Annotated in this window: 23 protein-coding genes; 16 read left to right on the forward strand and 7 right to left on the reverse strand. The window is 73.4% G+C overall.

The genetic code is table 11. The features are described from left to right. Complete coding sequence (locus LZ495_RS35800) at window positions 1–750, forward strand: hypothetical protein (RefSeq protein WP_235057323.1); 750 nt, start codon at window positions 1–3, stop codon at window positions 748–750. A gap of 123 nt (window positions 751–873) precedes the next feature. Here LZ495_RS35800 and LZ495_RS35805 read toward each other — a convergent pair whose 3' ends face one another. Further along, window positions 874–1,233 (reverse strand): ArsR/SmtB family transcription factor, encoded by a 360-nt coding sequence (locus LZ495_RS35805; protein WP_235057324.1) that lies wholly within the window; start codon window positions 1,231–1,233, stop codon window positions 874–876. A 139-nt stretch (window positions 1,234–1,372) separates the two neighbouring features. On the opposite strand from LZ495_RS35805, the gene LZ495_RS35810 reads away from it, so the two are divergent. From LZ495_RS35810 to LZ495_RS35820, 3 genes are all read left to right on the forward strand, one after another. Further along, on the forward strand, window positions 1,373–2,662 hold the full coding sequence (locus tag LZ495_RS35810; RefSeq protein ID WP_235057325.1) for an MFS transporter: 1,290 nt from the start codon (window positions 1,373–1,375) through the stop codon (window positions 2,660–2,662). Window positions 2,663–2,708: 46 nt separating this feature from the next. After that, the gene (locus tag LZ495_RS35815; RefSeq protein ID WP_235057326.1) at window positions 2,709–3,296 is read left to right on the forward strand and encodes a redoxin domain-containing protein; all 588 of its coding nucleotides are present in this window, start codon (window positions 2,709–2,711) and stop codon (window positions 3,294–3,296) included. 264 nt (window positions 3,297–3,560) lie between these two features. Continuing rightward, window positions 3,561–4,064, forward strand: coding sequence for a GtrA domain-containing protein (locus LZ495_RS35820; RefSeq protein WP_235057327.1), 504 nt, complete (start codon window positions 3,561–3,563; stop codon window positions 4,062–4,064). A gap of 105 nt (window positions 4,065–4,169) precedes the next feature. On the opposite strand, the gene LZ495_RS35825 is transcribed toward LZ495_RS35820, so the two are convergent. Continuing rightward, entirely contained in the window at window positions 4,170–4,925 is a 756-nt protein-coding gene (locus LZ495_RS35825) for a hypothetical protein (protein ID WP_235057328.1), read from the reverse strand. 144 nt (window positions 4,926–5,069) lie between these two features. Here LZ495_RS35825 and LZ495_RS35830 point away from each other — a divergent pair, with 144 nt between their 5' ends. Further along, window positions 5,070–5,543, forward strand: a complete 474-nt coding sequence (locus tag LZ495_RS35830) for a VOC family protein (protein WP_235057329.1) — start codon at window positions 5,070–5,072, stop codon at window positions 5,541–5,543. Window positions 5,544–5,638: 95 nt separating this feature from the next. On the opposite strand, the gene LZ495_RS35835 is transcribed toward LZ495_RS35830, so the two are convergent. Together LZ495_RS35835 and LZ495_RS35840 are read right to left on the reverse strand one after the other, a co-directional pair. Continuing rightward, entirely contained in the window at window positions 5,639–6,727 is a 1,089-nt protein-coding gene (locus LZ495_RS35835) for an epoxide hydrolase family protein (protein ID WP_235057330.1), read from the reverse strand. Window positions 6,728–6,810: 83 nt separating this feature from the next. Continuing rightward, a complete protein-coding gene (locus LZ495_RS35840; protein WP_235057331.1) occupies window positions 6,811–7,263 on the reverse strand; it encodes a MarR family transcriptional regulator in 453 nt (150 codons plus the stop codon). 283 nt (window positions 7,264–7,546) lie between these two features. Here LZ495_RS35840 and LZ495_RS35845 point away from each other — a divergent pair, with 283 nt between their 5' ends. From LZ495_RS35845 to LZ495_RS35855, 3 genes are all read left to right on the forward strand, one after another. After that, window positions 7,547–8,344 carry an ABC transporter ATP-binding protein gene (locus tag LZ495_RS35845; RefSeq protein WP_235057332.1) on the forward strand — a complete coding sequence of 266 codons (798 nt, stop codon included), beginning with the start codon at window positions 7,547–7,549 and terminating at the stop codon, window positions 8,342–8,344. Between the two features lie 85 nt (window positions 8,345–8,429). After that, entirely contained in the window at window positions 8,430–9,782 is a 1,353-nt protein-coding gene (locus LZ495_RS35850; protein ID WP_235057333.1) for an ABC transporter permease, read from the forward strand. Window positions 9,783–9,913: 131 nt separating this feature from the next. Continuing rightward, window positions 9,914–10,105: a hypothetical protein gene (locus tag LZ495_RS35855; protein WP_235057334.1), complete on the forward strand. Its 192-nt coding sequence runs from the start codon at window positions 9,914–9,916 to the stop codon at window positions 10,103–10,105. Here LZ495_RS35855 and LZ495_RS35860 read toward each other — a convergent pair. Continuing rightward, a complete protein-coding gene (locus LZ495_RS35860; protein ID WP_235057335.1) occupies window positions 10,102–10,713 on the reverse strand; it encodes an anthrone oxygenase family protein in 612 nt (203 codons plus the stop codon). The genes LZ495_RS35855 and LZ495_RS35860 overlap by 4 nt on opposite strands. A 170-nt stretch (window positions 10,714–10,883) precedes the next feature. Between LZ495_RS35860 and LZ495_RS35865 the strand changes: the two genes are divergently transcribed. The 5 genes from LZ495_RS35865 (at window position 10,884) to LZ495_RS35885 (ending at window position 15,516) form a co-directional block, all read left to right on the forward strand. After that, window positions 10,884–11,825 (forward strand): AraC family transcriptional regulator, encoded by a 942-nt coding sequence (locus LZ495_RS35865; RefSeq protein WP_235057336.1) that lies wholly within the window; start codon window positions 10,884–10,886, stop codon window positions 11,823–11,825. Window positions 11,826–12,006: 181 nt separating this feature from the next. After that, on the forward strand, window positions 12,007–12,861 hold the full coding sequence (locus tag LZ495_RS35870; protein ID WP_235057337.1) for an arylamine N-acetyltransferase family protein: 855 nt from the start codon (window positions 12,007–12,009) through the stop codon (window positions 12,859–12,861). A gap of 118 nt (window positions 12,862–12,979) precedes the next feature. Next, window positions 12,980–13,939, forward strand: coding sequence for a prolyl aminopeptidase (pip, locus tag LZ495_RS35875; protein ID WP_235057338.1), 960 nt, complete (start codon window positions 12,980–12,982; stop codon window positions 13,937–13,939). 4 nt (window positions 13,940–13,943) lie between these two features. Beyond that, window positions 13,944–15,056, forward strand: a complete 1,113-nt coding sequence (locus tag LZ495_RS35880) for a winged helix DNA-binding domain-containing protein (protein ID WP_235057339.1) — start codon at window positions 13,944–13,946, stop codon at window positions 15,054–15,056. 103 nt (window positions 15,057–15,159) lie between these two features. Further along, complete coding sequence (locus LZ495_RS35885; RefSeq protein WP_235057340.1) at window positions 15,160–15,516, forward strand: S26 family signal peptidase; 357 nt, start codon at window positions 15,160–15,162, stop codon at window positions 15,514–15,516. A gap of 219 nt (window positions 15,517–15,735) precedes the next feature. Here LZ495_RS35885 and LZ495_RS35890 read toward each other — a convergent pair whose 3' ends face one another. Together LZ495_RS35890 and LZ495_RS35895 are read right to left on the reverse strand one after the other, a co-directional pair. After that, the gene (locus tag LZ495_RS35890) at window positions 15,736–16,701 is read right to left on the reverse strand and encodes a hypothetical protein (RefSeq protein ID WP_235057341.1); all 966 of its coding nucleotides are present in this window, start codon (window positions 16,699–16,701) and stop codon (window positions 15,736–15,738) included. 229 nt (window positions 16,702–16,930) lie between these two features. Then, a complete protein-coding gene (locus tag LZ495_RS35895; RefSeq protein ID WP_235057342.1) occupies window positions 16,931–17,185 on the reverse strand; it encodes a hypothetical protein in 255 nt (84 codons plus the stop codon). Between the two features lie 332 nt (window positions 17,186–17,517). On the opposite strand from LZ495_RS35895, the gene LZ495_RS35900 reads away from it, so the two are divergent. The 3 genes from LZ495_RS35900 to LZ495_RS35910 are packed head-to-tail and all read left to right on the forward strand — an operon-like array spanning window position 17,518 to window position 24,598. Further along, window positions 17,518–18,369, forward strand: coding sequence for a DUF4132 domain-containing protein (locus LZ495_RS35900; RefSeq protein ID WP_235057343.1), 852 nt, complete (start codon window positions 17,518–17,520; stop codon window positions 18,367–18,369). After that, window positions 18,366–23,426, forward strand: a complete 5,061-nt coding sequence (locus LZ495_RS35905) for a hypothetical protein (protein WP_235057344.1) — start codon at window positions 18,366–18,368, stop codon at window positions 23,424–23,426. Before LZ495_RS35900 ends, LZ495_RS35905 begins: the two co-directional genes overlap by 4 nt. After that, window positions 23,423–24,598 carry an ATP-binding protein gene (locus tag LZ495_RS35910; RefSeq protein ID WP_235057345.1) on the forward strand — a complete coding sequence of 392 codons (1,176 nt, stop codon included), beginning with the start codon at window positions 23,423–23,425 and terminating at the stop codon, window positions 24,596–24,598. The genes LZ495_RS35905 and LZ495_RS35910 overlap by 4 nt, the downstream gene beginning before the upstream one ends. Window positions 24,599–24,625 lie beyond the last annotated feature (27 nt).

Below are 24,625 nucleotides of genomic sequence, written 5' to 3' on the forward strand. Positions count from 1 at the left end.
ATGACTTCGCGTTTCATAGCCGGCAGGTGGGCCGTCGCGCTCACGGCGCCCGTCCTCGCCCTCTCGGTGGCGGTGGGCCCGGCCTCCGCCGTCAGCACGTACGACGTTCCCCTCAACAAGGACCATGTCGGGATCAAGGCAGAAGACAAGGACGTCAAGAAGCAGAACGACTGCCCGACGTTCGAAGGGCAGAACGCCTGGCACTTCGTCCTGACGAACGGCCAGGCCGAATTCGTCGAGCTCACGGTGACCTTCGAGCCGGGCGGCACGAAGACGATCACGCAGTTCGGCCCGCCGAGCGCCAAGCACGCCTACGTGGGCGCGGCCCCGGGCGCCAAGCTGGTCTCCGCGACCGCCAAGGCGACCGCCGAGTCCAAGAAGTTCAACGTGTCGCACGTCTGCCTCGGCACCCCGACGAACCCGCCGACGACCCCGCCGGCGACCACGAAGCCGCCGAAGACCGAGCCGCCGACGACGCAGCCCCCGTCCACCGGTGGCACCAAGACCCCGCCGCCCACGACTGAGCCCCCGTCCACCGGCGGCACCAAGACCCCGCCGCCGTCGGGTTCGGTCACGCCGAGCGCCTCCGAGTCGGTCTCCGCGAGTGGCGGCGGCAGCACCGGTGGCGGCGGCGGTTCGCTCGCCCAGACCGGTGGCATCGCGGTGGGCGGCATCCTCGCCCTCTCGGCCGGCCTGGTCGGCGTGGGCTACTACGTGCGCCGGCGTGCCGCGGGCAGCCACGAGGCCTGATCCGCACCACGATGCGCGGCGTATGACGCCTGACGCATGAAGCACCGAGTACGACGAAGGCCCGGACCGCGTGACGCGGTCCGGGCCTTCGGGCTTTCCGGCGGCGGGTGCGGGGCCTCGGCCTCAGTCGTGCGGCGCCTGCCCGCTCACCCGGTGGTCCGCGTGGCTCAGCGCCTCCAGGACGAGCCGGCGCAAGTGCCCGTCGCTCAGCCGGTAATGGACGTGCCGCCCCTCGCGCCGGGTCTCGACCAGACCGGCCAGCCGCAGTTTGGCGAGGTGTTGGCTGACCGCGGTGCGCGACGCCGCGCACTGCTCGGCCAGCGTCCCGACGTCGGCTTCCTCCTGGGCGAGCAGCCACAGCAGGTGCAGCCGGGTGGCATCGGACAGCAGCGCGAACACCGCGGCCGCCTCGGCGAGGCGCGCACTGTCCGGGGCCTCCAGATGCGCATGGGGTGCAGGTGGGAGCGGGTCGCGGTCCGGCATAGGCACAGCTTAGGTCGGGGGCGTGCGGGCGGCCGACGCCGACACCGGCCCTCATGTATCTGTCATGTGCGCACTTGCGCACATGTATGTATTCTGGGGGAGGTCAGCAACTGGATCCGCTCCGGCCCGAGGAAGCCCCATGCTCACCGTCCTGCGCAACCGCACCTACCGCCGGCTCTTCGCCGCCCAGGTCATCGCCCTGGTCGGCACCGGCCTGGCCACCGTGGCGCTGGGCCTGCTCGCGTACGACATCGCCGGCCCCGCGGCCGGGTCGGTGCTCGGCACCGCGCTGGCCATCAAGATGGCGGCGTACGTCGGGATCGCCCCGCTGGTGGCCGCGGTCGCCGACCGGGTGCCGCGCCGGACGCTGATGGCCGGTGCGGACGTGATCCGCGCGGGCGTCGCCCTGATGCTGCCGTTCGTCGACCAGGTGTGGCAGGTGTACGTCCTGGTCTTCGCGCTGCAGGCCGCGTCCGCGGCGTTCACGCCCACCTTCCAGGCGGTCATCCCGGACGTCCTTCCCGAGGAGCGCGACTACACCCGGGCGCTGTCGCTGTCCCGGCTGGCCTACGACCTCGAAATGCTGTTCAGCCCGGTGCTCGCCGCGGCCCTGCTGGCGCTGGTCAGCTACAACTCGCTGTTCCTCGGCACCGTCGCGGGCTTCGCGGCATCGGCGGTACTGGTCGTCTCCGCCGTCCTCCCGGCACCCGGTGTGGCACCTGGTGCGGCACCGCAGCAGGGCAGCGCGTACGCCAAGGCGACGGCAGGCGCCCGGCTGTTCTTCCGCACGCCGCGCCTGCGGGCGCTGCTCGCGCTCAACCTCGCCGTGGCCGCGTCCAGCGCGACGGTCCTGGTCAACACCGTGGTCTATGTGCGTGACGAGTTCGGCCGCCCGGCCGGCGACGTGGCCCTTGCCCTCGGTGCGTACGGTTTGGGCTCGATGGCCGTCGCACTCGCGCTGCCGCGGGTGCTCGAACGGTTCTCGGACCGGGCCGTCATGCTCCGCGGCGCGCTGCTCCTCGGGGCCGGCTTCGCAGCGCTCGGGGCCACCGCCTTCGCCCCGCCCGCGGCGTGGCGCTGGCCGGCGCTGCTCGCCGTCTGGGCGTTCTTCGGCGCCGCGGGCTCGATGGTGCTCACGCCGTCCGGCCGCGTCATCCGCCGCAGCGCGCCGGCCGAGCAGCTGCCGCAGGCCTTCGCCGCGCAGTTCTCGCTGTCGCACGTCGCGTGGCTGGTCACCTACCCGCTGGCCGGATGGCTCGGCGCCGCGAGCGGACTCCCGGTCGCCGCCGTGGTGTTGGGCCTGGTCTCGGTCACCGCGGCTCTTGCCGCAGTACGCCTGTGGCGGCCCGCGCACCCCGTCGCCCCGGTGGCGCACATCCACGCCACGACCTCGGCTGAAAGCCGCGAACAACTACGGCGTGCCAGCTAGCATCGTTGGCGCTCGCGCCCTGCTCCTCTGTCCCAGGAGTTGTGAGATGCGTGTACGACTGATCGCCGTTCTGCTGGCCGCAGTTGCCGCCGTCACGATGTCCGGCTGCGGGTCCGAGTCGAAGACCGCGGCGCCCGCCGCGGCACCCTCGACCGGCCCGCAGAACGGCACCGGAACAGCGCGCACCGCCGCCGCTCCCGCCGACGGTGCCGCGCAATCCGCGGCACCCCCGGACCTGTTGGTGTTCACCGCGACCACCATCGACCGCAAGCCGATCGCCGGTGTGACCCTGCTGGGCAGACCCGCGGTGCTGTGGTTCTGGTCGGCGGCCTGCACCGCATGCCGCGCCCAGGCCGCGGAGACCGACAAGGCCGCCGCCCTCACCGAAGGCCGCGCCACGGTCCTCGGCGTCGCCGCGGCCGGCGAACCCGCCGCGCTCCGCGACTTCGTCACCGTCACCAAGACCGCGGCCATCGCGCACATTTCCGATGCCTCGGGTGCGCTGTGGACCCGGTTCGGCGTCACCGAACCGGGCACGTACGTCATCCTCGACAGCGCCGGCGCGGTCGCCTACCGCGGCGTACTCCCGCGTGCCGACGGCCTCCTCGGCCGCATCACCCCGCTCATCCGCTGACGCTTCCGGCGGCCGCGGCGAAACTCCCGCGACACGGCGGCCCCGGCGTCACGATCGTCTCGGCCCGCTACCGGCGTCCGATCCTCGGCCCCGGCCCGGCTTCCTGATGCTCCGTCACACCGCTCCTGGGGCAGTCCCCCCGCGCCCGGGGTAGGGCTTTCCCCACCCCAGGACGGGCGGCGCCCCCATGGGCCCGAAGGCCGCGGATTTCTAGGTTGGAGGTACGCGGACGACAGGCTCCGCCGGGGGTTGAGGAGCACACCAGTGAGCAGCAAGCAGACCGGGCCGATCGCCTCGTTCGTCCGCTTCGTGGTCTGCGGCGGCGGCACCGGGATCGCCTCCAGCGCGGCCCTGGTCCAGCTGTCCGGCACCATGTCGATGGCGGTCGCCAACGCGATCGTGACCGTGCTGTCCACCCTGCTCGCCAACGAGCTGCACAGCCGGATCACCTTCGGCAACGGCCGCGCGAGCCTGCAGGTGCACCTGCAGTCCTCCGGCACCGCGGCGGTCTGCTACCTGTTCACCACCGCCGCGATGCTGGTGCTGGACGCGGTGGCCGCGAACCCCGGCGCGCTGACCGAGCAGGCCGTCTACCTGTCCGCGTCCGGCCTGGCCGGCGTCGGGCGGTTCGTGGTCCTGCGGATCTTCGTCTTCGCCCGACCGAAGGCCGCCGAGCCCGCCGAGACCGCCGCCCCCGCGCTGGTCGCCGCCAAGAACCCGGTCGCCGCACCGGTGTTCGCCCGCACCGAGGTCGCCGTCGCGGCCTGACCGCCCGCGGCACCCGGCAAGACCCGGAAACACCCGGAAACACCCGGCAAGACCGGGAAAGACCCCGAGGCACCCGCAACGCCCGCCGGCCGAGGCGGGGCCGGCTCAGGAACCCGCCGGCCCCGCCTTGAACTCGACCGGCCCGAGGTCCATCGCGAACGTCCCGTCCGGATACAGCATCGGGCGGTTCTCGCTGTGCGACTCGCTGTAGGCCTCGACATGCGTCAGCACGATGCCGTCCGGCGCGGTGAAGTCGATGAGCGCGATGGCCACCCAGTACGCGGTCTCGTTCGCCTCGTACAGCGGTGCGGTGACGGTGCTGCCCCGGCCGTCCGCCACCACCGCGCGGGCCCCGTAGCTCTTGAAGCTGCCGACCCCGTTGCCGACCGCGCTGTACGCGCAGATCAGCACGAAGCCCTGCCGGTCCGGCCGCGTGATGCGGACCGTCTCGACGCCGGGGACCTGCGCATCGCCGTCGAGGGCGATGTACGGCGCGCGGTCCGCCGCACCGAGGTGGTTCCAGTAGACCGCGCCGGCCCTCGGGTTCTTCAGCGCGTCGTACGACAGGTCCTCCAGCTCGTGCGGGAGCCGGCCGATCGTGCGCTTGCTGCCGATGCGGTCCAGGTCGCCGGCCACGTCGTCGGCCGCCACGTACAGCGCGTACAGGTCGAGGTCGGCGCCCTTGTCGCGGCGCTCGCTGCTGCCGCCGTCCCACTCCAGGGTCGCGGTCACGGTCACGTCCGCATCGCTCTTGTCGAAGGCGATGGTGGCCTGCCCGCCCTTGCCGAGGCTGACCGCGCCCAGCGCTCCCGGCCCGGACCCGCCCGGGCGCGCGGCGTCGGGGCTGGAGGGGAGGTCCATGGATGCTCCTCGCAAACGGGGTATTCAGCAGGTTAGTCGTATTCGCAGGACAGCGCCCGCACCGAAATCCGACGGCCGGGCACCGATGAGTCCGCGGCACCGCCGCGGTCCTATACGGCAGAGACCCTCGATCGGGAGGTTGCGATGAGCGCCCCATTCAGCACGTGCCTGTGGTTCGACGGATGCGCCGAGGAAGCGGTGCAGCACTACCTGTCCGTCTTCAAGGACGGCAGCACCGGCCGGATCACCCGCTACACCGAGGCCGGCCCGGGCCCCGAGGGCAGTGTGATGGCGATCGAGTTCACCATCAACGGCCAGGACTTCATGGCCCTCAACGGCGGCCCGATGTTCAAGTTCACCGAGGCCGTGTCGTTCCAGATCAGGTGCGCCGACCAGGACGAGGTCGACTACTACTGGGACCGGCTCACCGAAGGCGGCGAGGAGAGCCAGTGCGGCTGGCTCAAGGACAAGTTCGGCGTGTCCTGGCAGGTCTACCCGGCCGACCTCCCCGACCTGATCGCCGACCCGGAGCGCGGCCCCCGGACCGCCCAGGCGATGTACGAGATGTCCAAGATCGACTACGCGGCGCTGCGCAGGGCGTACGACGGCACCGCGTGACAGCGGGACGGCGGTCCGATCGGCATGGCGCCGATCGGACCGCTGCCGCGCGCCCGTGATCCGCGGGTCTGCCGGGCACGGGGCGGTCGCACAGGTCAGTGGTGCGCGAGGAAGAACCTGCGGATGTCCGCGGCCAGCAGCTCGGGGACCTCCAGGCCGGGGAAGTGCCCGCCGTCCTCGAACTCCGACCAGTGCACGATGTTGTCCACCGCCGCCTCCGCGTACGGCCGGATGGACTGCGTGATGTCGTGCGGCAGCACCGCCACGCCCAGCGGCTGCTTGCTGACCACCTTGGCGGGCTTGCCGCTCTCCCGGTGCAGCCGGGCGGCGGATCCGGCGGTCCCGGTCAGCCAGTACAGCATCACGTTCGTCAGCACCCGGTCGTCGCCGATGGCGAAGTCGGGCCCGGCCCATTCGGTCATGGTGTCCAGCAGCCAGGCGAGTTGCCCGATCGGCGAGTCGGTGAGGGCGTACGCGAGGGTCTGCGGCCGGGTCGAGTTGAGCACCCGCGCACCGGGCTGGTTCGCCATGTAGTTCTTGAGCTTGGCCAGCCGGGCCTGGTCGGACGCGGACAGCTCGATCGCCTCGCTGCCCGGCGGGGGCGGGGTGGGCAGGTAGTTCACGTGCACCGCGGCGACGTGCTCGGCATCGTGGTGGCCCAGCGCCCGGGCGACGCCGGAGCCCCAGTCGCCGCCCTGCGCGCCGTACCGCTCGTAGCCCAGCCGCCGCATGAGTTCGGCGAAGGCGAGCGCGACGCGCGTGACGTCCCAGCCGCGGTCCTTGGTGGGACCGGAGAATCCCCAGCCCGGTATGGACGGGATCACCAGGTGGAAGTCCGCCGACAGCGGGCCGATCACGTCCAGGAACTCCACGATCGAGCCGGGCCAGCCGTGCGTGAGGATCAGCGGGAACGCGTCCGGCTTCGCGGAGCGCACATGCAGGAAGTGGATGCGCTGCCCGTCGATCTCGGTGACGAACTGCGGGTGGCTGTTGAGCTCGGCCTCCTGCTTGCGCCAGTCGTAGCCGTGCCGCCAGTAGTCGGCCAGCTCCCGGACGCGCGCCACGGGGATCCCGTAGTCCCAGTCGGCGTCGGGTAGTTCGTCGGGCCACCGGGCGTTGTCCAGGCGTGCGTGCAGGTAGTCGAGGTCGGCCTGCGGGATCTCGATGCGGAACGGCTCGATCATGATCGGCTCCAGTCTGCTCGGGTGGCTTCGGGTTGCTTCGGATGGATTCAGGTGGCGGCGGGTCGGGTGCGTGCGGTCGCGGGTCAGGCCTCCGCGAGCACCGCGTCCAGCTGCGCGGTGACCTGGGCGAGCACCCGGCCCGCGGTGGCGAGGTCGGCGGCCGGGATGCCGGCGTACGCCCGCTGCATCGCGGTCTCGACCTCGCCGCGGACCGCGAGGAAGACCTCCTGCCCGGCCTCGGTGACCCAGGCGTCGGAGCCCGACAGGTGCAGCGCGCCCGCGGCGGCCAGGTCGGCGAGCACCGCACGCCCGGTCTCCGCGTCGGTCTTGAGTGCGCCGCGGAGGCGGGCCAGCAGCTGTTCGGCGGGGAGTTCGCCGCCGGCCGCGGCGGCGAGCGCCAGGCCGACCCACTGCTGGTAGGCCATGCCCGGGTGGCTGCGCAGGATCTTGTCGAGCAGCGCGCGGTGCGCGTTCTCGGCCTGGCCGAGGACCTGCGGGTTGAGCGTGATCGCGGCGGTGGCGGGGGTGCTGGTCATCGTGGACTCCTCGGTGCGGGTCGGTGGCTACGAGAGATAATATACATAGCTATTAAGTACATGGCTACTAATTTCTTGCGGTGATCTGCCGCGGACCGGCGCCGCCCCCGGAGGGCCCGTCGCGCGGCCGGCCGCCACCTTGAGTGCACGGCCTGACCGGACGCTGACCGCTCTCCTCCGGACCGGTCAGCCGATGGTGCGCTGCCGGTCAGCGCGTCCGGCGACATTGGCGGAGCCAGGGCAAGCCGCCCCGAAGAGTCCGAAGGACGCAGAGGAGACAGCGATGATCGACAACCACAGCCGATTCGCGAACGATTCCGCGGAAGCACTGCGACTTGAAAACGTACGCAAGGTGCACGGCGCCGACGGCAGCCGCGTGGTGGCGCTGGACGGGGTCTCGCTCGCCCTGCGGGCCGGCAGCTTCACCGCGGTGATGGGCCCGTCCGGCTCCGGCAAGAGCACCCTGCTGCAGTGCGCGGCGGGTCTCGATCAGCCCACCGACGGGCGGGTCTTCGTGGCCGGCGCGCCGCTGGCCGGCGGCAGCGAGACCGCGCTGACCAAGTTCCGCCGCGAGCGCGTCGGCTTCATCTTCCAGCAGTTCAACCTGCTGCCGATGCTGACCGTGCTGCAGAACACCACGCTGCCGCTGCGGCTGGCGGGCCAGAAGCCCGACGAGGGCAAGGCCGCCGCGGTCCTCGCCCGCCTGGGCCTCGGCGACCGGCTCGGCCGCCTGCCGTCGGAACTGTCCGGCGGCCAGCAGCAGCGCGTGGCCATCGCCCGGGCGCTGGTCGCCGAGCCCGCGGTGCTGTTCGCCGACGAGCCCACCGGTGCGCTGGACAGCCGCAGCGCCCGCGAAGTCCTCGGCCTGCTGGCCGAAGCGGTGCGCCGGGACGGCCAGACGGTCGTGGTGGTCACCCACGACCCGGTCGCCGCGTCCTACGCCGACGCGGTCCTCTTCCTCGCCGACGGCCGCATCGTGGACCGGATCGCCGCCCCCACCGCGGAAGCGGTCGCGGAGCGCATGACCCACCTCGGCGACGACGACGCCGAGCACCCCGCGTTCACCGCCGCCGCGTCCTGACGCCCCGCCGCCCCGAACCCCGCGCACGCACCCCTGTACGCACCCCCCGCACGCACCCCCGCATGCACCTCGAAGGAGTCCGATCATGTTCACGCTGGCCCTCAGCTCCCTCCGGCACCGGATCGGCGGGTTCGCGGCGAGCTTCCTGGCGATGTTCCTCGGTGCGGCGATCCTCATGTCCTTCGCCGCCATGCTCGACACCGCGGGCGGCTCCGGCGTGGACGCGACGAGCCGGGAGACACTGACCACCATGGGTGCCGTGGTCGGCGGATGGGGCCTGCTGCTGGTGATGTTCGCGGTCACCTCGACGCTGACCCTGTCGGTCCGCCGGCGCTCCGCCGAGATGGCCCTGCTGCGCTCCGTCGGGGCGACGCCCGGCCAGGTCACCGGACTGATCGCGGGGGAGACCGCGGTGCTCGCCGCCGCGGCCGCCGCGCTGGCGATCGCGCCCGGCATGCTGGGCGGCCGCATGCTGCTCGAACTCCTCGCCTCCACCGGCCAGGTGGACGAGAGCGTCGGCTACGCCTTCGGCCCGATCGCGCTCGCCATGGGCATCTCGGTCACCTTCGTCGCGGCCACCCTGGCCGCGCTGATCACCGCCCGCCGCGCGGTGCGGATGAACGCCGCCGCAGCCCTGGGCGCCGCGGCCGTCGACGACCGCAGGCTCACCAAGAAGCGCATCGCGGCCGGTGTCGCCTTCCTGCTGCTCGCCCTCAACCTGGCCGTGGTGACCGCAACGGTCATGAAGGGCAAGGGCTCCGACGCCATGCAGACCGCCGGCCAGACCTCGATCTGGGCCGCGATCGGCCTCGCCGTCCTCGCCCCCGCGCTGGTCCGCAAGGCCGCCGCCTTGGTCGCCGGGCCGCTGGAGCGGCGCGGCCTGGCCGGCTACCTGACCGCGCAGAACCTGCGCCGGCACACCGGCCGCCTGGCCGCGGTGGTCATGCCCGTGGTGCTGTTCACCGCGATCGGCACCGGCACGCTGGTGATGCAGGCCGTCGAGAACGACGCCATGTCCGCCGCGGGACTCGCCAAGACCAACGAGCAGAAGAACATCGAGACGCTCAACTTCGTGGTGATCGGCATGATCGTCGCCTTCGCCGCGATCATGCTGGTGAACACCCTGGTCGCGGCCACCGCCGACCGGCGCCGCGAGTTCGCGCAGACCCGGCTGGCCGGCGCCACGCCCCGGCAGGTCCTGGACGTCGTGCTGCTCGAGGGCGCGGTCCTCACCGTGATCGGCGTCCTGTGCGGCACATTCGCCGCGCTGTTCACCGTCCTGCCGTACAGCTACGCCCGCACCGGCTCGTTCCTGCCCGAGGCGGGGGCCGGCATCTACCTCGCCATCGTCGCGGTCGCCGCGCTGCTGACCGTCGCCACCGGGTACGCCGCGGCCCGCCGCACGATGCGCACCCCGGCGGTCGCCGCGGTCGCCTGACCGCAGCCGCCTGAAGGACAGCCCGAACACCCGAACATCCGAGCACCCCCACCTGGACGAACCGGGTGGGGGTGCTCGGATGTTCGGGCCGCAAACCGTTGCGTTGTCCGTACCGGCTCGTTGGAGGCGGCATGCAGCACATCGACGTCGACCTGGTCGGCCCGGCCACCGCGATGGCCCACATCGTCACGCGCCTGCGCGCGATGGAGGTGCTCGTCGCGGCGGGGGACCTGGTGCGCAACACCGAGAACCCGGACTACGGCTGGCGCAGCATCACCGTGGCGGTGCCCGAGGACGCCGGCGAGGCCGTCCCGATCGACTAGGCCGCGTCGGCCGCCCGCGCCGCGTCGGCCGCCCGCGCCGGGTCGGCCGCCCGGGTCGCGCGCCCGCGCAGCAGCAGCGCGTAGCCCAGGCAGGCGATAGCCGCGGTGGAGACCAGCGTGCGCACGATGTTCCAGGCGATCCACACGTTCTCGAAGTCCTCGCGGACCGCGGCCGGATCGGCGATCTTCTGCGGGTCGCCGGCGTCCCGCAGCTCGTTGTTGAGCGGGATGTTGAAGCCCATCGTGGTGAGCGCGCCGATGCTGTAGAGCACCAGTGCCGCGACGATCCAGCGCAGCAGCACCCCGCCGCCCCGGCGGCGCTGCTGCACCGCGGCGACCGCGGTCAGCACGAACGCCCCGAAGAAGCTCGCGAAGAACACCGGGTTCTCGATCTTCACGTTGACCCGCTGCAGGACGTCGATGAACGTGCGGTCGTCGGCCCCGCTCAGCGCGGGCATGATCGCGCAGGCGAACGCGTAGTAGACGCCGGCGATCAGGCCCATCGCGACCGTGGCCGCAATCAGCACGGCGTCCACGCCGCCGCGCGTGCGGCCGGCCGCCGCGGGCTGCGGCACGTACGGGGTGCGGGGCTGGTCCTGGGGGTTCATCGGGTCTCCTGGGGGAGCGGGGTCGGCGGGGGCGGCGTCCTGCGGTGGTGTGCGGTCCTGCTTCCGCCACCTAGTCAAGCCCCGCACGGTGAGACTTCCCATGGTTCAGAAGCGCAGATACATGTTCGTTCGTCTACGTTTCCGCTGCGGCTTCCTCTACGCTTCTGCGTATGGATGCACTCGCGGGACTCCTCGACGGTCCGCGCGCCCAGGGCGCGTTCCTGCTGCGCTCGCTGCTCGACCCGCCGTGGGCCATGCGCATCCAGGACGAAGCCCCGCTGACCTTGATGTCCATGGTCCGGGGCAGCGCGTGGGTCGTCCCGGACCGCGGCGAACCGCTGCGCCTGGCGCCGGGCGACGTCGCCATCGCGCGCGGGCCCGACCCGTACCTGGTGGCCGACGACCCGGCCACCGCACCGCAGATCGTCATCCACCCCGGCCAGCGCTGCACGACCCCGGACGGCGTCGACGTCGCCGAGATGATGTCGCTGGGCGTGCGGTCGTTCGGCAACTCCCCGGACGGCGAGACCATCCTGCTCACCGGCACCTACAACCTCGAAGGCGAGATCAGCCAGCGGCTCCTCGGCGCACTGCCGACGCTGCTCGTGGTGCGCGCCGACGAGTGGAACTGCCCGATCATCCCGCTGCTCGCCGACGAGATCGTCAAGGACGAGCCCGGCCAGGAGGCGGTCCTGGACCGGCTCCTCGACCTTCTCCTCATCGCGGTCCTGCGGGCCTGGTTCGCGCGCCCCGAGGCCGCCGCACCGGCCTGGTACAAGGCCAATAGCGACCCGGTCGTCGGCCGCGCGCTGCGCATGCTGCACAACAACCCCGCCCACCAGTGGACGGTCGCCAACCTCGCCAGTGCGGTCGGCGTCTCGCGGGCCGCGCTGGCCCGCCGGTTCGCCGAGCTGCTGGGCGAACCGCCCATGACCTACCTGACCAGCTGGCGCCTCGCCCTCGCCGCCGACCTGCTGCGCGAGCCCGAGGCCACGGTCGGCTCGGTGGCGCAACAGGTCGGCTACGGCAGCCCCTTCGCGCTCAGCACCGCGTTCAAGCGGGTGCGCGGCGTCAGCCCCAAGGAGTTCCGCGCCGCGCTGGGCCGGCCCTGACCGCGCCCGACCGCGCCAGACCGGGCCTGACCGGGCCCGACCCGGGCGGGAGCAGCGGACACGCCCGGCGCGCCGGACCCGTACGGCCCGGGTGAAGGCCGGGCGACGCCCCGGCGACCGGCCGCCGGACGGGTGCCGAAATCCACCGCCCCCGTCGGCGGCTTCGCATAAAGTCCGGATCATGAGGACGATCGACGCGCGCGGCTACCTCCACCGGCTCGGCCTGGACGACATATCCGGGCCGCCCACGACCGAGCTGCTGTTCACGCTGCACCGCGCCCATGTCGAGCGGATCTCGTACGAGGGCCTGCACGCCCAACTCGGCGAGTCCGCCGGCATCGACCCGGCCGACTCGGTGGCCCGCATAGCGGCCGGCCGCGGCGGCTACTGCTACCACCTCAACGGCGCGCTCGCCGCGCTGCTCGAACACCTCGGCTACACGGTCACCCGGCACCAGGCCGGTGTGCAGCCCCGGTTCGAGGACCCGCCCGGCGTCCTGGGCAACCACATGGCCCTCACCGTGCGCTGCGAGAACCGCGACTGGCTGGTCGACGTCGGCCTCGGCGACGGCTTCTACGAGCCGCTCCCGCTGCGCGCCGGGGTCTACGACCAGGGCCCGTTCTCGTACGCCCTCGCCGCCTCCGACGTCGTCCCCGGCGGCTGGCGCTTCACCCACGACATGCGCGGCGCCTTCCCGCGCATGGACTTCGCGCGCGAGGCGGCCGGACTGGACTCGTTCGCCGAGAAGCACGAATGGCTGTCCACCTCGCCCGAGTCGGCGTTCGTGCGCACCTGCGCGGTGCTGCGCCGGGACGCCAAGGGCACCGACAACCTCACCGGCTGCGTGCTCAAGCGCATCGACGCCTCCGGCGAGACCGCGACCCACCTCACCACCGAAGCCGACTGGTACGGCGCCATCGCCGACGTCTTCGGCCTCGACCTGTCCGGCGTCCCCGCCGACGCCCGGCACCGGCTCTGGCAGAAGGTCCACGCCGACCACCAGCAGTGGCAGGCCTCCCGCACGACCCGGCGGTAGCGGCCCCGCCGCCCGCCCGCACGGTCCCTCCGCGCCGCCTGCCCTGCCTGCGCCGCCGCCCGCGGCGTCCTGGGTAGGGTCGTGGTGGTTTGTCGGACACGGTCCTGGAGGCTGCGCGGTGCGGACGTTCTATCCCGAGATCGAACCCTACGACCAGGGCATGCTCGACGTGGGCGACGGCCAGCAGATCTACTGGGAGCTGGTCGGCAACCCGGCCGGCAAGCCCGCGGTGTTCCTGCACGGCGGCCCGGGCGGCGGCTGCAGCGCCAACCACCGGCGGCTGTTCGACCCGGCGAAGTACCGCGTGCTGCTGTTCGACCAGCGCGGCTGCGGCCGCAGCACTCCGCACGTCAGCGGCCAGGACGTCGACTTGGCCGCCAACACCACCTGGCACCTCGTCGACGACATCGAGCGGCTGCGCGAGATGACCGGCACCGACAAGTGGATGGTCTTCGGCGGCTCCTGGGGCAGCACCCTCGCGCTCGCGTACGCCGAGACCCACCCGGAGCGCGTCAGCGAACTGGTCGTGCGCGGCATCTTCACGCTGCGCGCGAGCGAACTGCACTGGTTCTACCAGGAAGGCGCCTCGCAGCTGTTCCCCGACGTGTGGGAGACGTACCTCGCGCCGATCCCCGAGGCCGAGCGCGGCGACCTGATGTCCGCGTACCACCGCCGCCTGAACCACGACGACCCCGAGGTCCGGGCCGAGGCCGCGGTGGCATGGAGTGTGTGGGAGGGCTCGACGATCTCGCTGCGCCCGCGGCCGGACGTCGTCGCGGTCCACGCGCAGCGCGAGTACGCCCTGGCGTTCGCCCGCATCGAGAACCACTACTTCGTCAACCACGGCTTCATGGCCGAGGGCCGCCTGATCGCCGATGCGGGCAAGCTGAGCGGCATCCCGGGCGTCATCGTGCAGGGCCGCTACGACACCTGCACTCCGGCGCGCACCGCGTGGGACCTGCACCGGGCCTGGCCTGAGGCGGAGTTCGTGATGATCGACGACGCCGGCCACGCGTACGACGAGCCCGGCATCCTGGACGCCCTCATCACCGCCACGGACCGTTTCGCGGCAGGATGACGCGGTGACCTCCACCGCGCTCCTCGACGTCCGCGCCCTGAACCGGGCGACCCTCGAGCGGCAGCTGCTGCTCGGCCGCGTGCCCGGCACCGCGGCGGGCACCGTGCGGCACCTGGCCGGCATGCAGGCCCAGGCCCCGCGTGCCGCCTACGTCGCGCTGTGGTCGCGGCTGGCCGGGTTCCGGCCCGAGGAGCTGGCCGGGCTGCTCACCGAGCGGCAGGTGGTCCGGGTCGTGCTGATGCGCGGCACCGTGCACCTGGTCACCGCGGACGACGCGCTCGGCATGATGGCGCTGCTCCGGGCCACGCTGGACCGGCGGTTCGGCAGTTCCTCGTTCGCCAAGGCGCTCACCGAGGTCGACCTCGCCGAGGCCGCGGCGCTGTCCCGGAAGTTCCTGGCGGCCGCACCGAACAGCCGCAAGGAGCTCGGCGCGCACCTCGCGGAGCGCTGGCCGGGCACCGACCCGGACGCGCTGTCGGCCGCCGGGATGTACCTGGTCGGCTGCGTGCAACTTCCGCCGCGCGGCCTGTGGGACGACGTGGGCCCGGTCGTGCTGAGCCCGCTGGAGACCTGGCTGGACCGGCCGCTCGACGCCGCGGCGACCCTGGACGACCTGGTCCTGCGGTTCCTCGGCGCGTTCGGGCCGGCCACCGTCAAGGACGCGCAGAGCTGGTCGGGGCTGACCCGGCTGCGCGAGGTGTTCGACCGGCTGCGGCCCGGCCTTGCGGTCTTCCGCGGCCCGGCCGGCGAGGAGCTGTTCGACCTGCCGGATGCGCCGCGGCCCGACCCGGAGACCCCGGCACCGGTCCGGTTCCTGCCCGAGTACGACAACCTGCTGCTCTCACATGCCGACCGGTCCCGCGTCATCGTCGGGCGGCGGGCGGTCCCGCTGCCGCCCGGGTACGGCGGCGCGGCCGGCACGGTGCTCGTCGACGGGTTCTTCCAGGGCGTGTGGAAGATCGCCCGGGAGAAGGGCACCGCGGTACTGCGCATCGACCCGTTCGTCCCGCCGACCGCCGCGCAGCGGGCCGACATGGCCGCGGAGGGCGAGGCGCTGCTCGGCTTCGCCGCTGCGGACGCGGAGGCGCACGACGTGCGCATCGGCACGCCGGAGTAGCCGCCGCACGCCTCCCGCCGGACTTCCGGACGCCCCCGGTAATCCCCGGCCGCCCCGAAAAACCGGTGGCGGGCGGGGAATTCCATGCGGCAGTCTGCGGAGCATGGGCTTGCTGGATTCCATGGCCACGCGCGTCGCGGGTGGAGCCACTGTCGAGTTCCGCCCGAGCGGCACCTCGATGGCCCCGCTCGTACGCAGCCGCCAACTTGTCTCGGTCGCACCCGTGGACCCCGAGAAGCTGGAGATCGGCGACATCGTGCTCGCCCGCGTCGCGGGCACCACCTACCTGCATCTGGTCTCGGCGCTCGACCGCACACGCGGCCGGGTGCAGATCAGCAACAACCGCGGCCGGGCCAACGGCTGGACCGCCGCGACCCGCGTCTACGGCATCTGCGTCGCGGTCGACGGCAAGGAGCGCCCGACCGCCCGAGGCAAGATCCGCGGCAGCTTCGCGGTCTGACCGCGGCCTGCCGGGTCGGCCACCGGGCAGCGCTCCCGGGCGAGCTGACTGCCGTGCGCATGATCCGCGGCGGCCGCACGACCCGAGCGGAAGATCCGCCGAGCGCGTCCCGGGCGACCCGTCCGGGCGACCCGGCGTCGACCTCGTCCGCCGCCTGTCCGCGAAGCGACCGCCGCCGGGCCCGGGTGCGCACTCAGGGCCCGGCGGCGGTCGGCGGCCTTACTGCGCCTGGGTCTTGGCCTTGGCGCCGGCCTTGGCGTCCGGCGCGGGCTCCGGGGCGGCCGGCTTGCCGGGCATGCCGGGCAGCTCCGGCATCGGCGGCATGGGCGGGATCTCCGGCATGCCGGGCAGGTCCGGCATCGCGGGGAACTCGGGCATCGGCGGGAGTTCGGGCATCGGGGGGAGGCCCGGAATGTTCGGGAGGGCCGGCATGGGCGGCATCGGCGGCAGGCCCGGGATGTTCGGCAGGGCAGGCAGCGACGGGAGGTTCGGCTTCGTCGCCTGGGTCGACGAGCCGAGCGACCCGGTCACCCCGGACAGCACGCCGGTCAGTGCGGAGACGACCTTGCCCAGTACGTCGGTGAGCGCGGCCAGCACCTTGCCGAGGTCGAGGCTCTTGACGGCATCGAGCAGCGCGGTGATGCCCAGGTCGGGCAGCGGCGGGAGATCGACCTTGGGGTTCGGGGCCTTCGGGCCGCCCGGCTTGGCGGCGTTGCCGGTGACCGGCTTGGTGGGCGGCTTGACCCCGAAAAGCCAGCTGCCGCCGTACGCCTGGGCGTAGGACTGCGCGTACGACTGGGCGAGCGACGACTGCGGGGACGACGGCTTCGCGGTCACCGCGTGGATCTTGGCCTGCTGGGCGCGGGCCGCGGCCAGCGCGCGCTCGGCGGCCGCCACCACCTTGTCCATCTGCGCGTCCAGGGCCGGCGAGGCGCCCGGCACGCCGTCCTTGGCGAGCCGCCGCAGCTCGGCCATCGCCTTTTCCTGGGTGTCCTGTCTCTTCTGCGGGTCCGCGGCGGCGGGTGCCGCGGGTGCCTTCCCGGTTCCTGCGGTCGCGGTCTGACGGAATGCCCCGGGAGCGGGGTCGGCGGCTGCGGCCGCCTGCGCCGCCGCTACGCCGCCCAGGCTGGTGACGCCCAGCACAGCGGTTCCGGCCAGGGTCGCCACAAGCTTCTTGCTACGCACGGATTTCCTCCATCGGACCGAACAAACGTGATGAAAAGGTCACCCGGCGAAGCAGTGCGCGCAATTTTTTGTCTGATTAATGAGGCAAACGGGTTGTTCCCTACGCCGAACGAGGCACGGCGGAGCATGCCGCCGCCCGCGGCCGGCCCACCCGCTTTTCGAGCCGTCTTCGTCCGGCCTTCGTGCAGCCTTCGAGCAGTCTTCGAGCAGTCTCGGTGCAGCCCTTCGCTCAGCCCTCGTCCAGGACGAACACCAGCTCGGTCCCGGGAGGTTCGTCGATCGGCTGTTTCGCGGCCAGCGTGTAGCCCTTGCTGTTGGCCAGCCGGACCAGCATGTCCACCCGCACCGTGCCGCCCTGATCGGGCACCACCACGCGCGGTGAACCGTCGAACAGGTCCTCGTCCTTCCGCCATTTGCTGCGTAAGCGGCCGGCCGCGAGGACCAGGAAGCCCACCACGATCGCCGCGGCGATCAACCCGCCCATGATCCGCATCGTGTATCCCCCAACCCCCGAAGAGTCTCGGGCGGCACCCGCTGCGCACCGGTGCCGCTCCCCAAGCGTGGCGCGGCCCGGCGAGCCGCGTCTACGCCCTGCCCTTCCGGACGCGGCGCGTTCGCCGGGGGTTCGCCGAACGTTGTCGGCCGATGGCGCTAACGTTCCGGCCATCCTGACTGCGGCCGGCGCCGCTTCGGTGCCACCATCCACTTGCCCCGGCGGCCCCCGCCGCGTGCGGCCGCGGTCAGGACCACGAACATCTCGTACACCACGCGGAACGCCGTCCGGGGTCCGGACCGGCGCGGCGGGAGGGTTTCTTCATGGGGTGGGTGCAGGCCGGCGACTACGAGGTCGCCTTGGAGGACGGCACGGTGGTGTGCCGGAACGCGGCGGGCCGGCGGCTCAAGTCGGTGCCGTCGAAGATCGCCGAAGAGCCGGCCGTGGTCGGACTCCGGCAACTGGTCGAATGGCTGGAACGGCACGAACGCGAGTGCCTGGCCGACGTGGAGCGGTGGATGGTGCGCTCGCTCGCCGTCCCGGCCGCGGTGGTGGCCCGCACCTGGCCCGACCCGGCGTGGCGCGCGGTGCTGCGCGACCTGGTCGTGGTGACCGACACCGGCGCCACCGGGTTCCTGCGCGATGCCGACCCCGAGCGCGGCATCGGCCTCGTCGACCTGGACGGCGACACGGTGCGGATGGCCGCCCGGGAGGTCCGCTTCCCGCATCCGGTGCTCCTGGAGGACCTGGACGACCTGCGCGAGTTCGCCGTCGAGCTGGGTGTCGAGCAGAGCATCGGCCAGCTGTACCGCGAGGTGTGGCACAAGCCGGCCGGCCTGCCCGAGGACCGGGTCGCCGTGGACGACTACGCGGGCGGCCGCTTCGACCAGCTGCGGTTCCTGTACGGGCGCACCACCTCGCTCGGCTACCAGGTCCGCGGCGGGCAGGCCGTCTGCCCGGTCCTGGAAGGCACCCGGGTGCTCGAAGCCCGCGTCTGGCTGGGCGACTTCGACCCGTACGAGAGCACCGAGACCGGCAGCCTCAGCTGGACCGACCAGCACGGCAGCACCCTCAAACTGTCCGAAGTGGGCCCGGTGGCCTGGTCCGAAGGCATGCGCATGGCCGCCGCGCTGTACGCCGGCCGCTCGACCGAGAAGCAGGAGGAGGCCGCGTGACCGCCGAGCCCACCACCCCCGGCACCACCCCTCGCACTGCGCTGGACCCGGCGGAGGCCGCGGTCCTTCTGGATGCCGGCGCGGTCCTGCTGCCCGGCAGCGCGCAGGGCGACGACGTCGACACCCTCACCGCGCGCACCTACACGCACCCCGGCCTCGACGACCGGGCCATCGTGCGCCTCGTCCCGGCCACGCTCGGCGATGCCGAGGACCTCGCCCTCGACTTCCTGGGCCTGGTCCGCGGCGCCGAGCCCGCCGAGGTCGGCCAGGTCCGCCGCGAGACGCTCGGCTTCCCGGCCTGGGCCCTGGTCAACGACCCCGCGAACGGCCACCACGCCCTCGCCCTGGTCCGCGACATCGAGCGCCTGGACCGGCAGGCCCGCAGCAAGCCCGGCAGCGCCAAGGAGGGCTTCGACGCGCTCGGCACCAAACTCGGCCGCGCCGTGCCGCACTTCCTGCCGACCTTCTACGAGCAGGCCGCGCGCATCTTCCTCGGCCACGAGAACACCACTTACGCGGCGACGTTCTTCGGCAAGGCCCGCGAGGCCGAGCGGGTGCACAACCTGCGCATCGAAGAGGCCCGGCTGCGTGCGGTTTTCCTGGAGTTCGCGTTCGCCGGCGCGCTGACCGCCAAGGCCCTCAAGGAGTACGCCAAGGACCTGTCCCGCCGCCTCGACCCGCCGGCCGCCTGGCAGCAGTTCCGGCAGCTGTGCGTGGAGCGCTGCGCCGCGGGCATGCCGCCGTACGCCGGCCTCGCCGAGGACTGCCGCGCGATGATCAGGGCGGTCGGCGGCGGTGCGGACGCCCAGGGTGCCGAGGAACGCGCGCTGCTGGTCGACCTGCTGCCCGGTCCGGCGATCGAGCGCGCCCCGCTGTCGTTCTGGAAGGCGTTCGCGAAGTCCCTTGCCGTGCTTGCCGCGGAGCGTCCCGAGGTCCGGTCGCGGCTGCTGGAGATCTTCCCGACGCCCGGCTCCGGCGAGCCCGCCGACGTCGACGCCTACTGGATAGGCCTGCTGGCCGCCACCGGCGCGGACTCCCTCCTGACCACGCCGGGCGCGCTGGAGTCCGGCAAGGCCGCGGCGTGGCTCAGCCGCTGGGCGAGGCACATCCGGCGCGGCTGGCGCAGCCGCCCGCGCGATGCGGCGACGGTCGCGCTGGCCGAGCGCATGGCCCCGGCCCTGATCGCGGACGGCGTATCCGTCGACCTGGCTTCCGGCAACTGGCGCGGCGAGGCGGACCCGGACCTGCTGGACGTGTGCCTGGCGCACGGCGTCCAGGTCACGGCCCCGAAGCCGGACGCGTCGCTGGACTTCGGCTCGTGGTTCGAGGACACCGCGCCGGGCCGCCGCGACCTGGCCGCGCTCGGCGCGGCGGAGGTGTACGGGCCGGTTCTGAAGCGCTCGATCGGCCGCCTCGGCGCGGAGAGCAACGGCCGCCATGTCGCGGCCGCGGCCGCGCAGCCGGTGCTGAAGGCCGCGATGCACAGCTGGCTGGAGGACCGGGTCGCCGAACTGGAGACCCAGGCCGGCCTGCCCGGCGCCCAGGAAGTGCTGTCCGTCCTGGACCCGTTCCGCACGGTCGCCGCCGACGTGCACCCCGGCGCGGTCGCCCGGGTGCGGGCCGTGGACGCGGCGCCGATCCTGGCCCGCACGCTGCGCGCCGGCATCCCGGACGAACTCGCCTGGCCCGCCCTGGAGGACGGGCTCGCCGCACTCGGCTTCGATCCGGCCGAGGCGGCCCCCGGCCTGGCGCCGGGCGGCCCCGACCTCGAGGTCTCCGAGGCCTGGCCCGCGCTGATCGTGTCCACGGGCAGCCGCGTCGTCGTGGTCGGCCCGCAAGCCGTGCTCCTCGACCACGAGCTCCGCATCCCCGACAAGCTCGACCGCTACCGCAAGCCGCGGTTCCGCTACATCGACGGCGACCTGCTGGTCATGTGGTGGACGGACAACGACTCCAGGGCGTACTGGAGTTCGCGGCCCGCCGAGATCTTCGAGCCGTCCGGTGCCGGTGTGCCGGGCCGGTGGGGCGGCGACCAGGGCAGCATCTCCTACCCGCACCCCGACGGCGGCCGCGTCACCGGCGCCCGCACCATGCACGCGGGCGACACCGAAGTGGCCGTGCGCCGCCCGGTCATGACCGACGGCCGCAGCCACTGGGTGTACGACTGGAATCTCAGCCTGAGCGCATGGGTCGAGTACGATCCGGCCACCGGGACCCAGGGGCGCGCCTCGCTGCCCGGCCCGTTCGCCGCGGTCGTCGAGGACCCCTCGGCCGGCTCCCTGATGCCGGGTGAATGCCAGCTGCTGCCCATGCAGCCGGGCCTGGAGGACACCCCGCTGGGCACCGACGGCAACGTGCTCGGCCGCTGGGTGCGGATCGCGCAGGACACCGTCACCGCCTCGTACTTCGGCGGCGAGCCGGTGACCATGCCGATCGGCGACCGGCAGTGGGACGGCCGCCCGCGCACGTACCCGATGGGCGTGCTGAAGCTGCCCGGCGGCGCCCGTCCGGCCATCGTCTCCGGCTCGAACTCGCTGGACTGGTACGACGGCGGCATCCGGCTGTTCGACTTCCCGGTCGAGCGGAGCGGCGGCGACCAGGCGGCCGGCACCCGGCTCCTGCCCGGCCTGTCGTTCTGGCATGCGATGCGGCCGCGCGACGAGGCGTCCTCTGCGGTCCTGCGCGGCATCACCGACGCCGACGCCACCGCGCTGATCGCGGGCGCCGAGGCCGAGTACAAGGCCGCGCAGGTCGAGGCGGTCGAGAACGAGAAGACCCTGATCGAACCGGTCCCGATGGACTCGGTGCGCGCCGTCCTGCCCGGCCTCGCCCACCCGGGCCTGGTCGCGGGTGCCGCGGGCTTCGCCCGCACCGCGGCGCGCCTCACGCGCCGCCTCGCGTCGTTCGGCACCCCGCCGAAGACCGCTTCGGCGGGCAACGAGCCGTACCGCCCCGAACACGGCACCGACGGTGTCCTGGTCACCTGCACCGAAGGGTTCGCCGAGCGCCTCGCCTGGCAGTACCGGGCGAACTCCCAGGGCTGGGGCACCCTCAACCAGATCCGCGCCACCGCGGCCCTGCTGGCCCCGGAAGCCGACGCGGCCGACGGCCCGGCGGCGACCGAGGCGCCGGCGACCGAGGCTGCGGCGACCGAGGCTGCGGCGACCGAGGCTGCGGCGACCGAGGCTGCGGCGATCGAGGACCTGGCAGCGGGGTCCGCCGGTCAGGCGTGGACCTGCACCCGGGTCGACACTGCCGTCGGCTCGTTCGACTGGACCGGCGGGATCGGCCGCAGCGCCCCGTACCTGGTGCGCGCCGCGTCGCCGTTCACCGCACCAGAGCAGCGCGAGGCGCTGCTCCTGCTCGTGGAGGAGCTCGCCGCCGAGGCGTTCCACCGCCCCGGCACGCTGCGCCGCGTGATCCTGTGCGCGGCGAACCGCGAGGGCACCCGGGTCGGCGAAGTCCACCGGCGCGGCGACCGCACCGTGGTGATCGTCTCGGGTGCGGGCTGGGGCGAGGACCGCAAGCAGCACTGGCTGGCCCTGGACCACGACCCGTCCGGGCAGTTCGCCGCGGTCGCGCACTTCGCCACGCACGACGCGCACCTCGTGGAGTACACCGAGGACCGGGAGCACATCCTCCGGCTCGTCGCGGCGATCCGCGCCTCCGGGCCGGTCGCCTGGCGCCCGGAGGCCGCCGCCGCGTTCGCCGAGGCGACCACCGCGCGGTCCGCGGAGGCCCTCTTCCTGTGCGCGGGGCTGCCCGGCCTGACCGAGCGGCTGGCCACGGAGCAGCGCGAACTCCTCGGCCTCAAGGCCGCCGAGCTCGACGTCGCCCGCGACCGGATGCGCGCGCTCGGCGGGCCGCTGCGCGAACTCCTCGCGGCCCTGGTCCCCGCCGACGCCGACTCCTGGTGGACCGAGGGCCACGACGTCGCGGCCGCGGCCGCGGTGTGGAACCGGCACTTCGGCGACGTCGTCCGCCTGCCCGAGGACCTCGCCACCGAGGCCACCGCGGCCAGGATCGGCGACAGCCAGCTCGAACCCGTCCTCAACCCGGGCACGTTCGCCTGCTTCACCCGCACCACCGTGCAGCGCCTCGACAAGGACGGCACGCTGACCGCGGACGACCCGGCGGCGGTGCCGGCCGGCCAGCTGATCGCCAACTGCGCCGCGATCCTGCGCTGGCTGGCGTACCGGCTGCCGTACGGGCACCCGCTCCGCGCAAGCCTGCCGCGGGCCGTCGCGGCGATGCGCACCCGCCTCGCCGACCCGGGCCTGCTGCTCGACTGCAACCTGACCTGGACCGACCGCGGCACCTACGTCTCGAAGGCCCTGCGCGAGTCCGAGGGCCTGGCGGAGACGGGCGGCGCGGACGCGGACGGCATGCTCCGCATCCGGGAGGCGATGGTCCTGACCCCCTGGTACGGCGAGATCGAGCGCGTGTGGCTGCGGCCCGCCGCGCTGACCGGCCCGGACGACCCCGACCTGCAGCTCCTCGCCGCCCTGTCCGGGTCCCGCGCGGACGCCCTGGAAGGCGTCCGGACCGTCCTCGGCGACTCCCTGGACCGGCTCCTGGACGCCGGCGCGGACGGGCCGCTCGGATGGGCCCAGGACCCGTCCTGGTCGGTTCCCGACCTGGTCGCCGAGGTCGCCAAGGTGCACGAGATCGGCGCCGACGCGGCCGCCCTCTACCTGCAGCTCCTCGCGCTGCCCGACCCGACCGACCGCAACCAGGCCCGCTGGACCGGCTGGAAGCCCGCCCGGCTCAAGGCGGCCCGCGCCGAACTCGGGGCCGGCGACCTGGTCGTCACCGCCAAGCGCGCCCGCGCCGGACGCTCGCTGTTCCTGCCCGGCGGCTGGCACGAGTTCAAGACCGCACTGCCGCTGGAGACCTGGAAGGACGGCCTCTACCCGGTCGCCGACCACTACCGGCTCATCCCGGACCGGCCCGTCACCGACCTCTTCCGCTCCGCGTGGCAGCGTGTGCAGGAGGGCGACGCGCCCGGATTCGAGCAGCTCGAGACCCGTACGACCCGGAGGGGCCGCCGCCGATGACCACCGACACCACCACCCCCGCGACCGACGCGGTCCAGGCCGCGCCGGCCGCCCGGCAGGTCCAGCCGCCGGAGGACGCGTACGCGGCCGAACTGGAGTTCCTCGCCGCGTACGACACCGGGCCCCGCCCGCCCGCATGGCACCTGACGCCCCGCGCGGTCGTCACCTTCGTCATGGGCAGCAACGGCGAAGCCCTCAAACTCCCGGACGGATCCGCCTCGCTGACCATCAGTCAGAAGTTCGTCGGGGAACGCTCCCTCGTCGAACGCTGCGTGGTCACCCTGGCCGGCGAACGCGGACTCCTGCTCGTCGGCGAACCCGGCACCGCGAAGTCCATGCTGTCCGAGCTCCTGGCCGCCGCGGTGTGCGGCACCAGCGGCCTGACCGTCCAGGGCACCGCGGGCACCACCGAGGACCAGCTCAAGTACGGCTGGAACTACGCGCTCCTGCTCGCCCAGGGGCCCAGCCGCGACGCGCTCGTCCCGTCCCCGGTGCTCACCGCGATGTCCCGCGGTGCGGTCGCCCGGGTCGAGGAGGTCACCCGCTGCCTCCCCGAGGTGCAGGACGCCCTCGTCTCGCTGCTGTCCGAGCGCCGCATCGCGGTGCCCGAACTCGCCGGCGGCCCGGACGGCCAGGTGCATGCCGCCCCCGGCTTCACCCTGATCGCCACGGCGAACCTGCGCGACCGCGGCGTCTCCGAGATGTCGGCAGCCCTCAAGCGCCGCTTCAACTTCGAGACCATCGGCCCCATCGCCGACCTCGACGCGGAGACCGCGCTGGTCCGCAGCCAGGCCCGCGGCTCGGTGGAACGCGCCGGCGCCGCTTTCGCGGTCGACGACGCGGTCCTCGAAGCCCTGGTCACCGCCTTCCGCGACCTGCGTACCGGACGCAGCGCGGAAGGCTGGGAAGTGGAGCGCCCCTCGACGGTGATGAGCACCGCCGAAGCCGTCTCGGTGGCCTCCGCACTGGGCCTCGCCTCGGCCTACTTCCCGGGCGACCGCGACGTCCTGGCCCTGCTCCCGGGCCACTTGCTGGGCGTCGTCCGCAAGGACGACCCGACGGACGCGGCCCGCCTGCTCGGCTACTGGGACGCCGCGGTCCGCCGCAGGGCGGAGCAGGGCTCCGCGACGTGGCGGACCCTGTGGGATCTGCGGCACGTGCTGGAGCACTGACCGCGCGGGCCGGAGACGGGAGGGCCC

This window comes from Yinghuangia soli (genome assembly GCF_021502675.1).
Lineage (GTDB): Bacteria > Actinomycetota > Actinomycetes > Streptomycetales > Streptomycetaceae > Yinghuangia > Yinghuangia soli.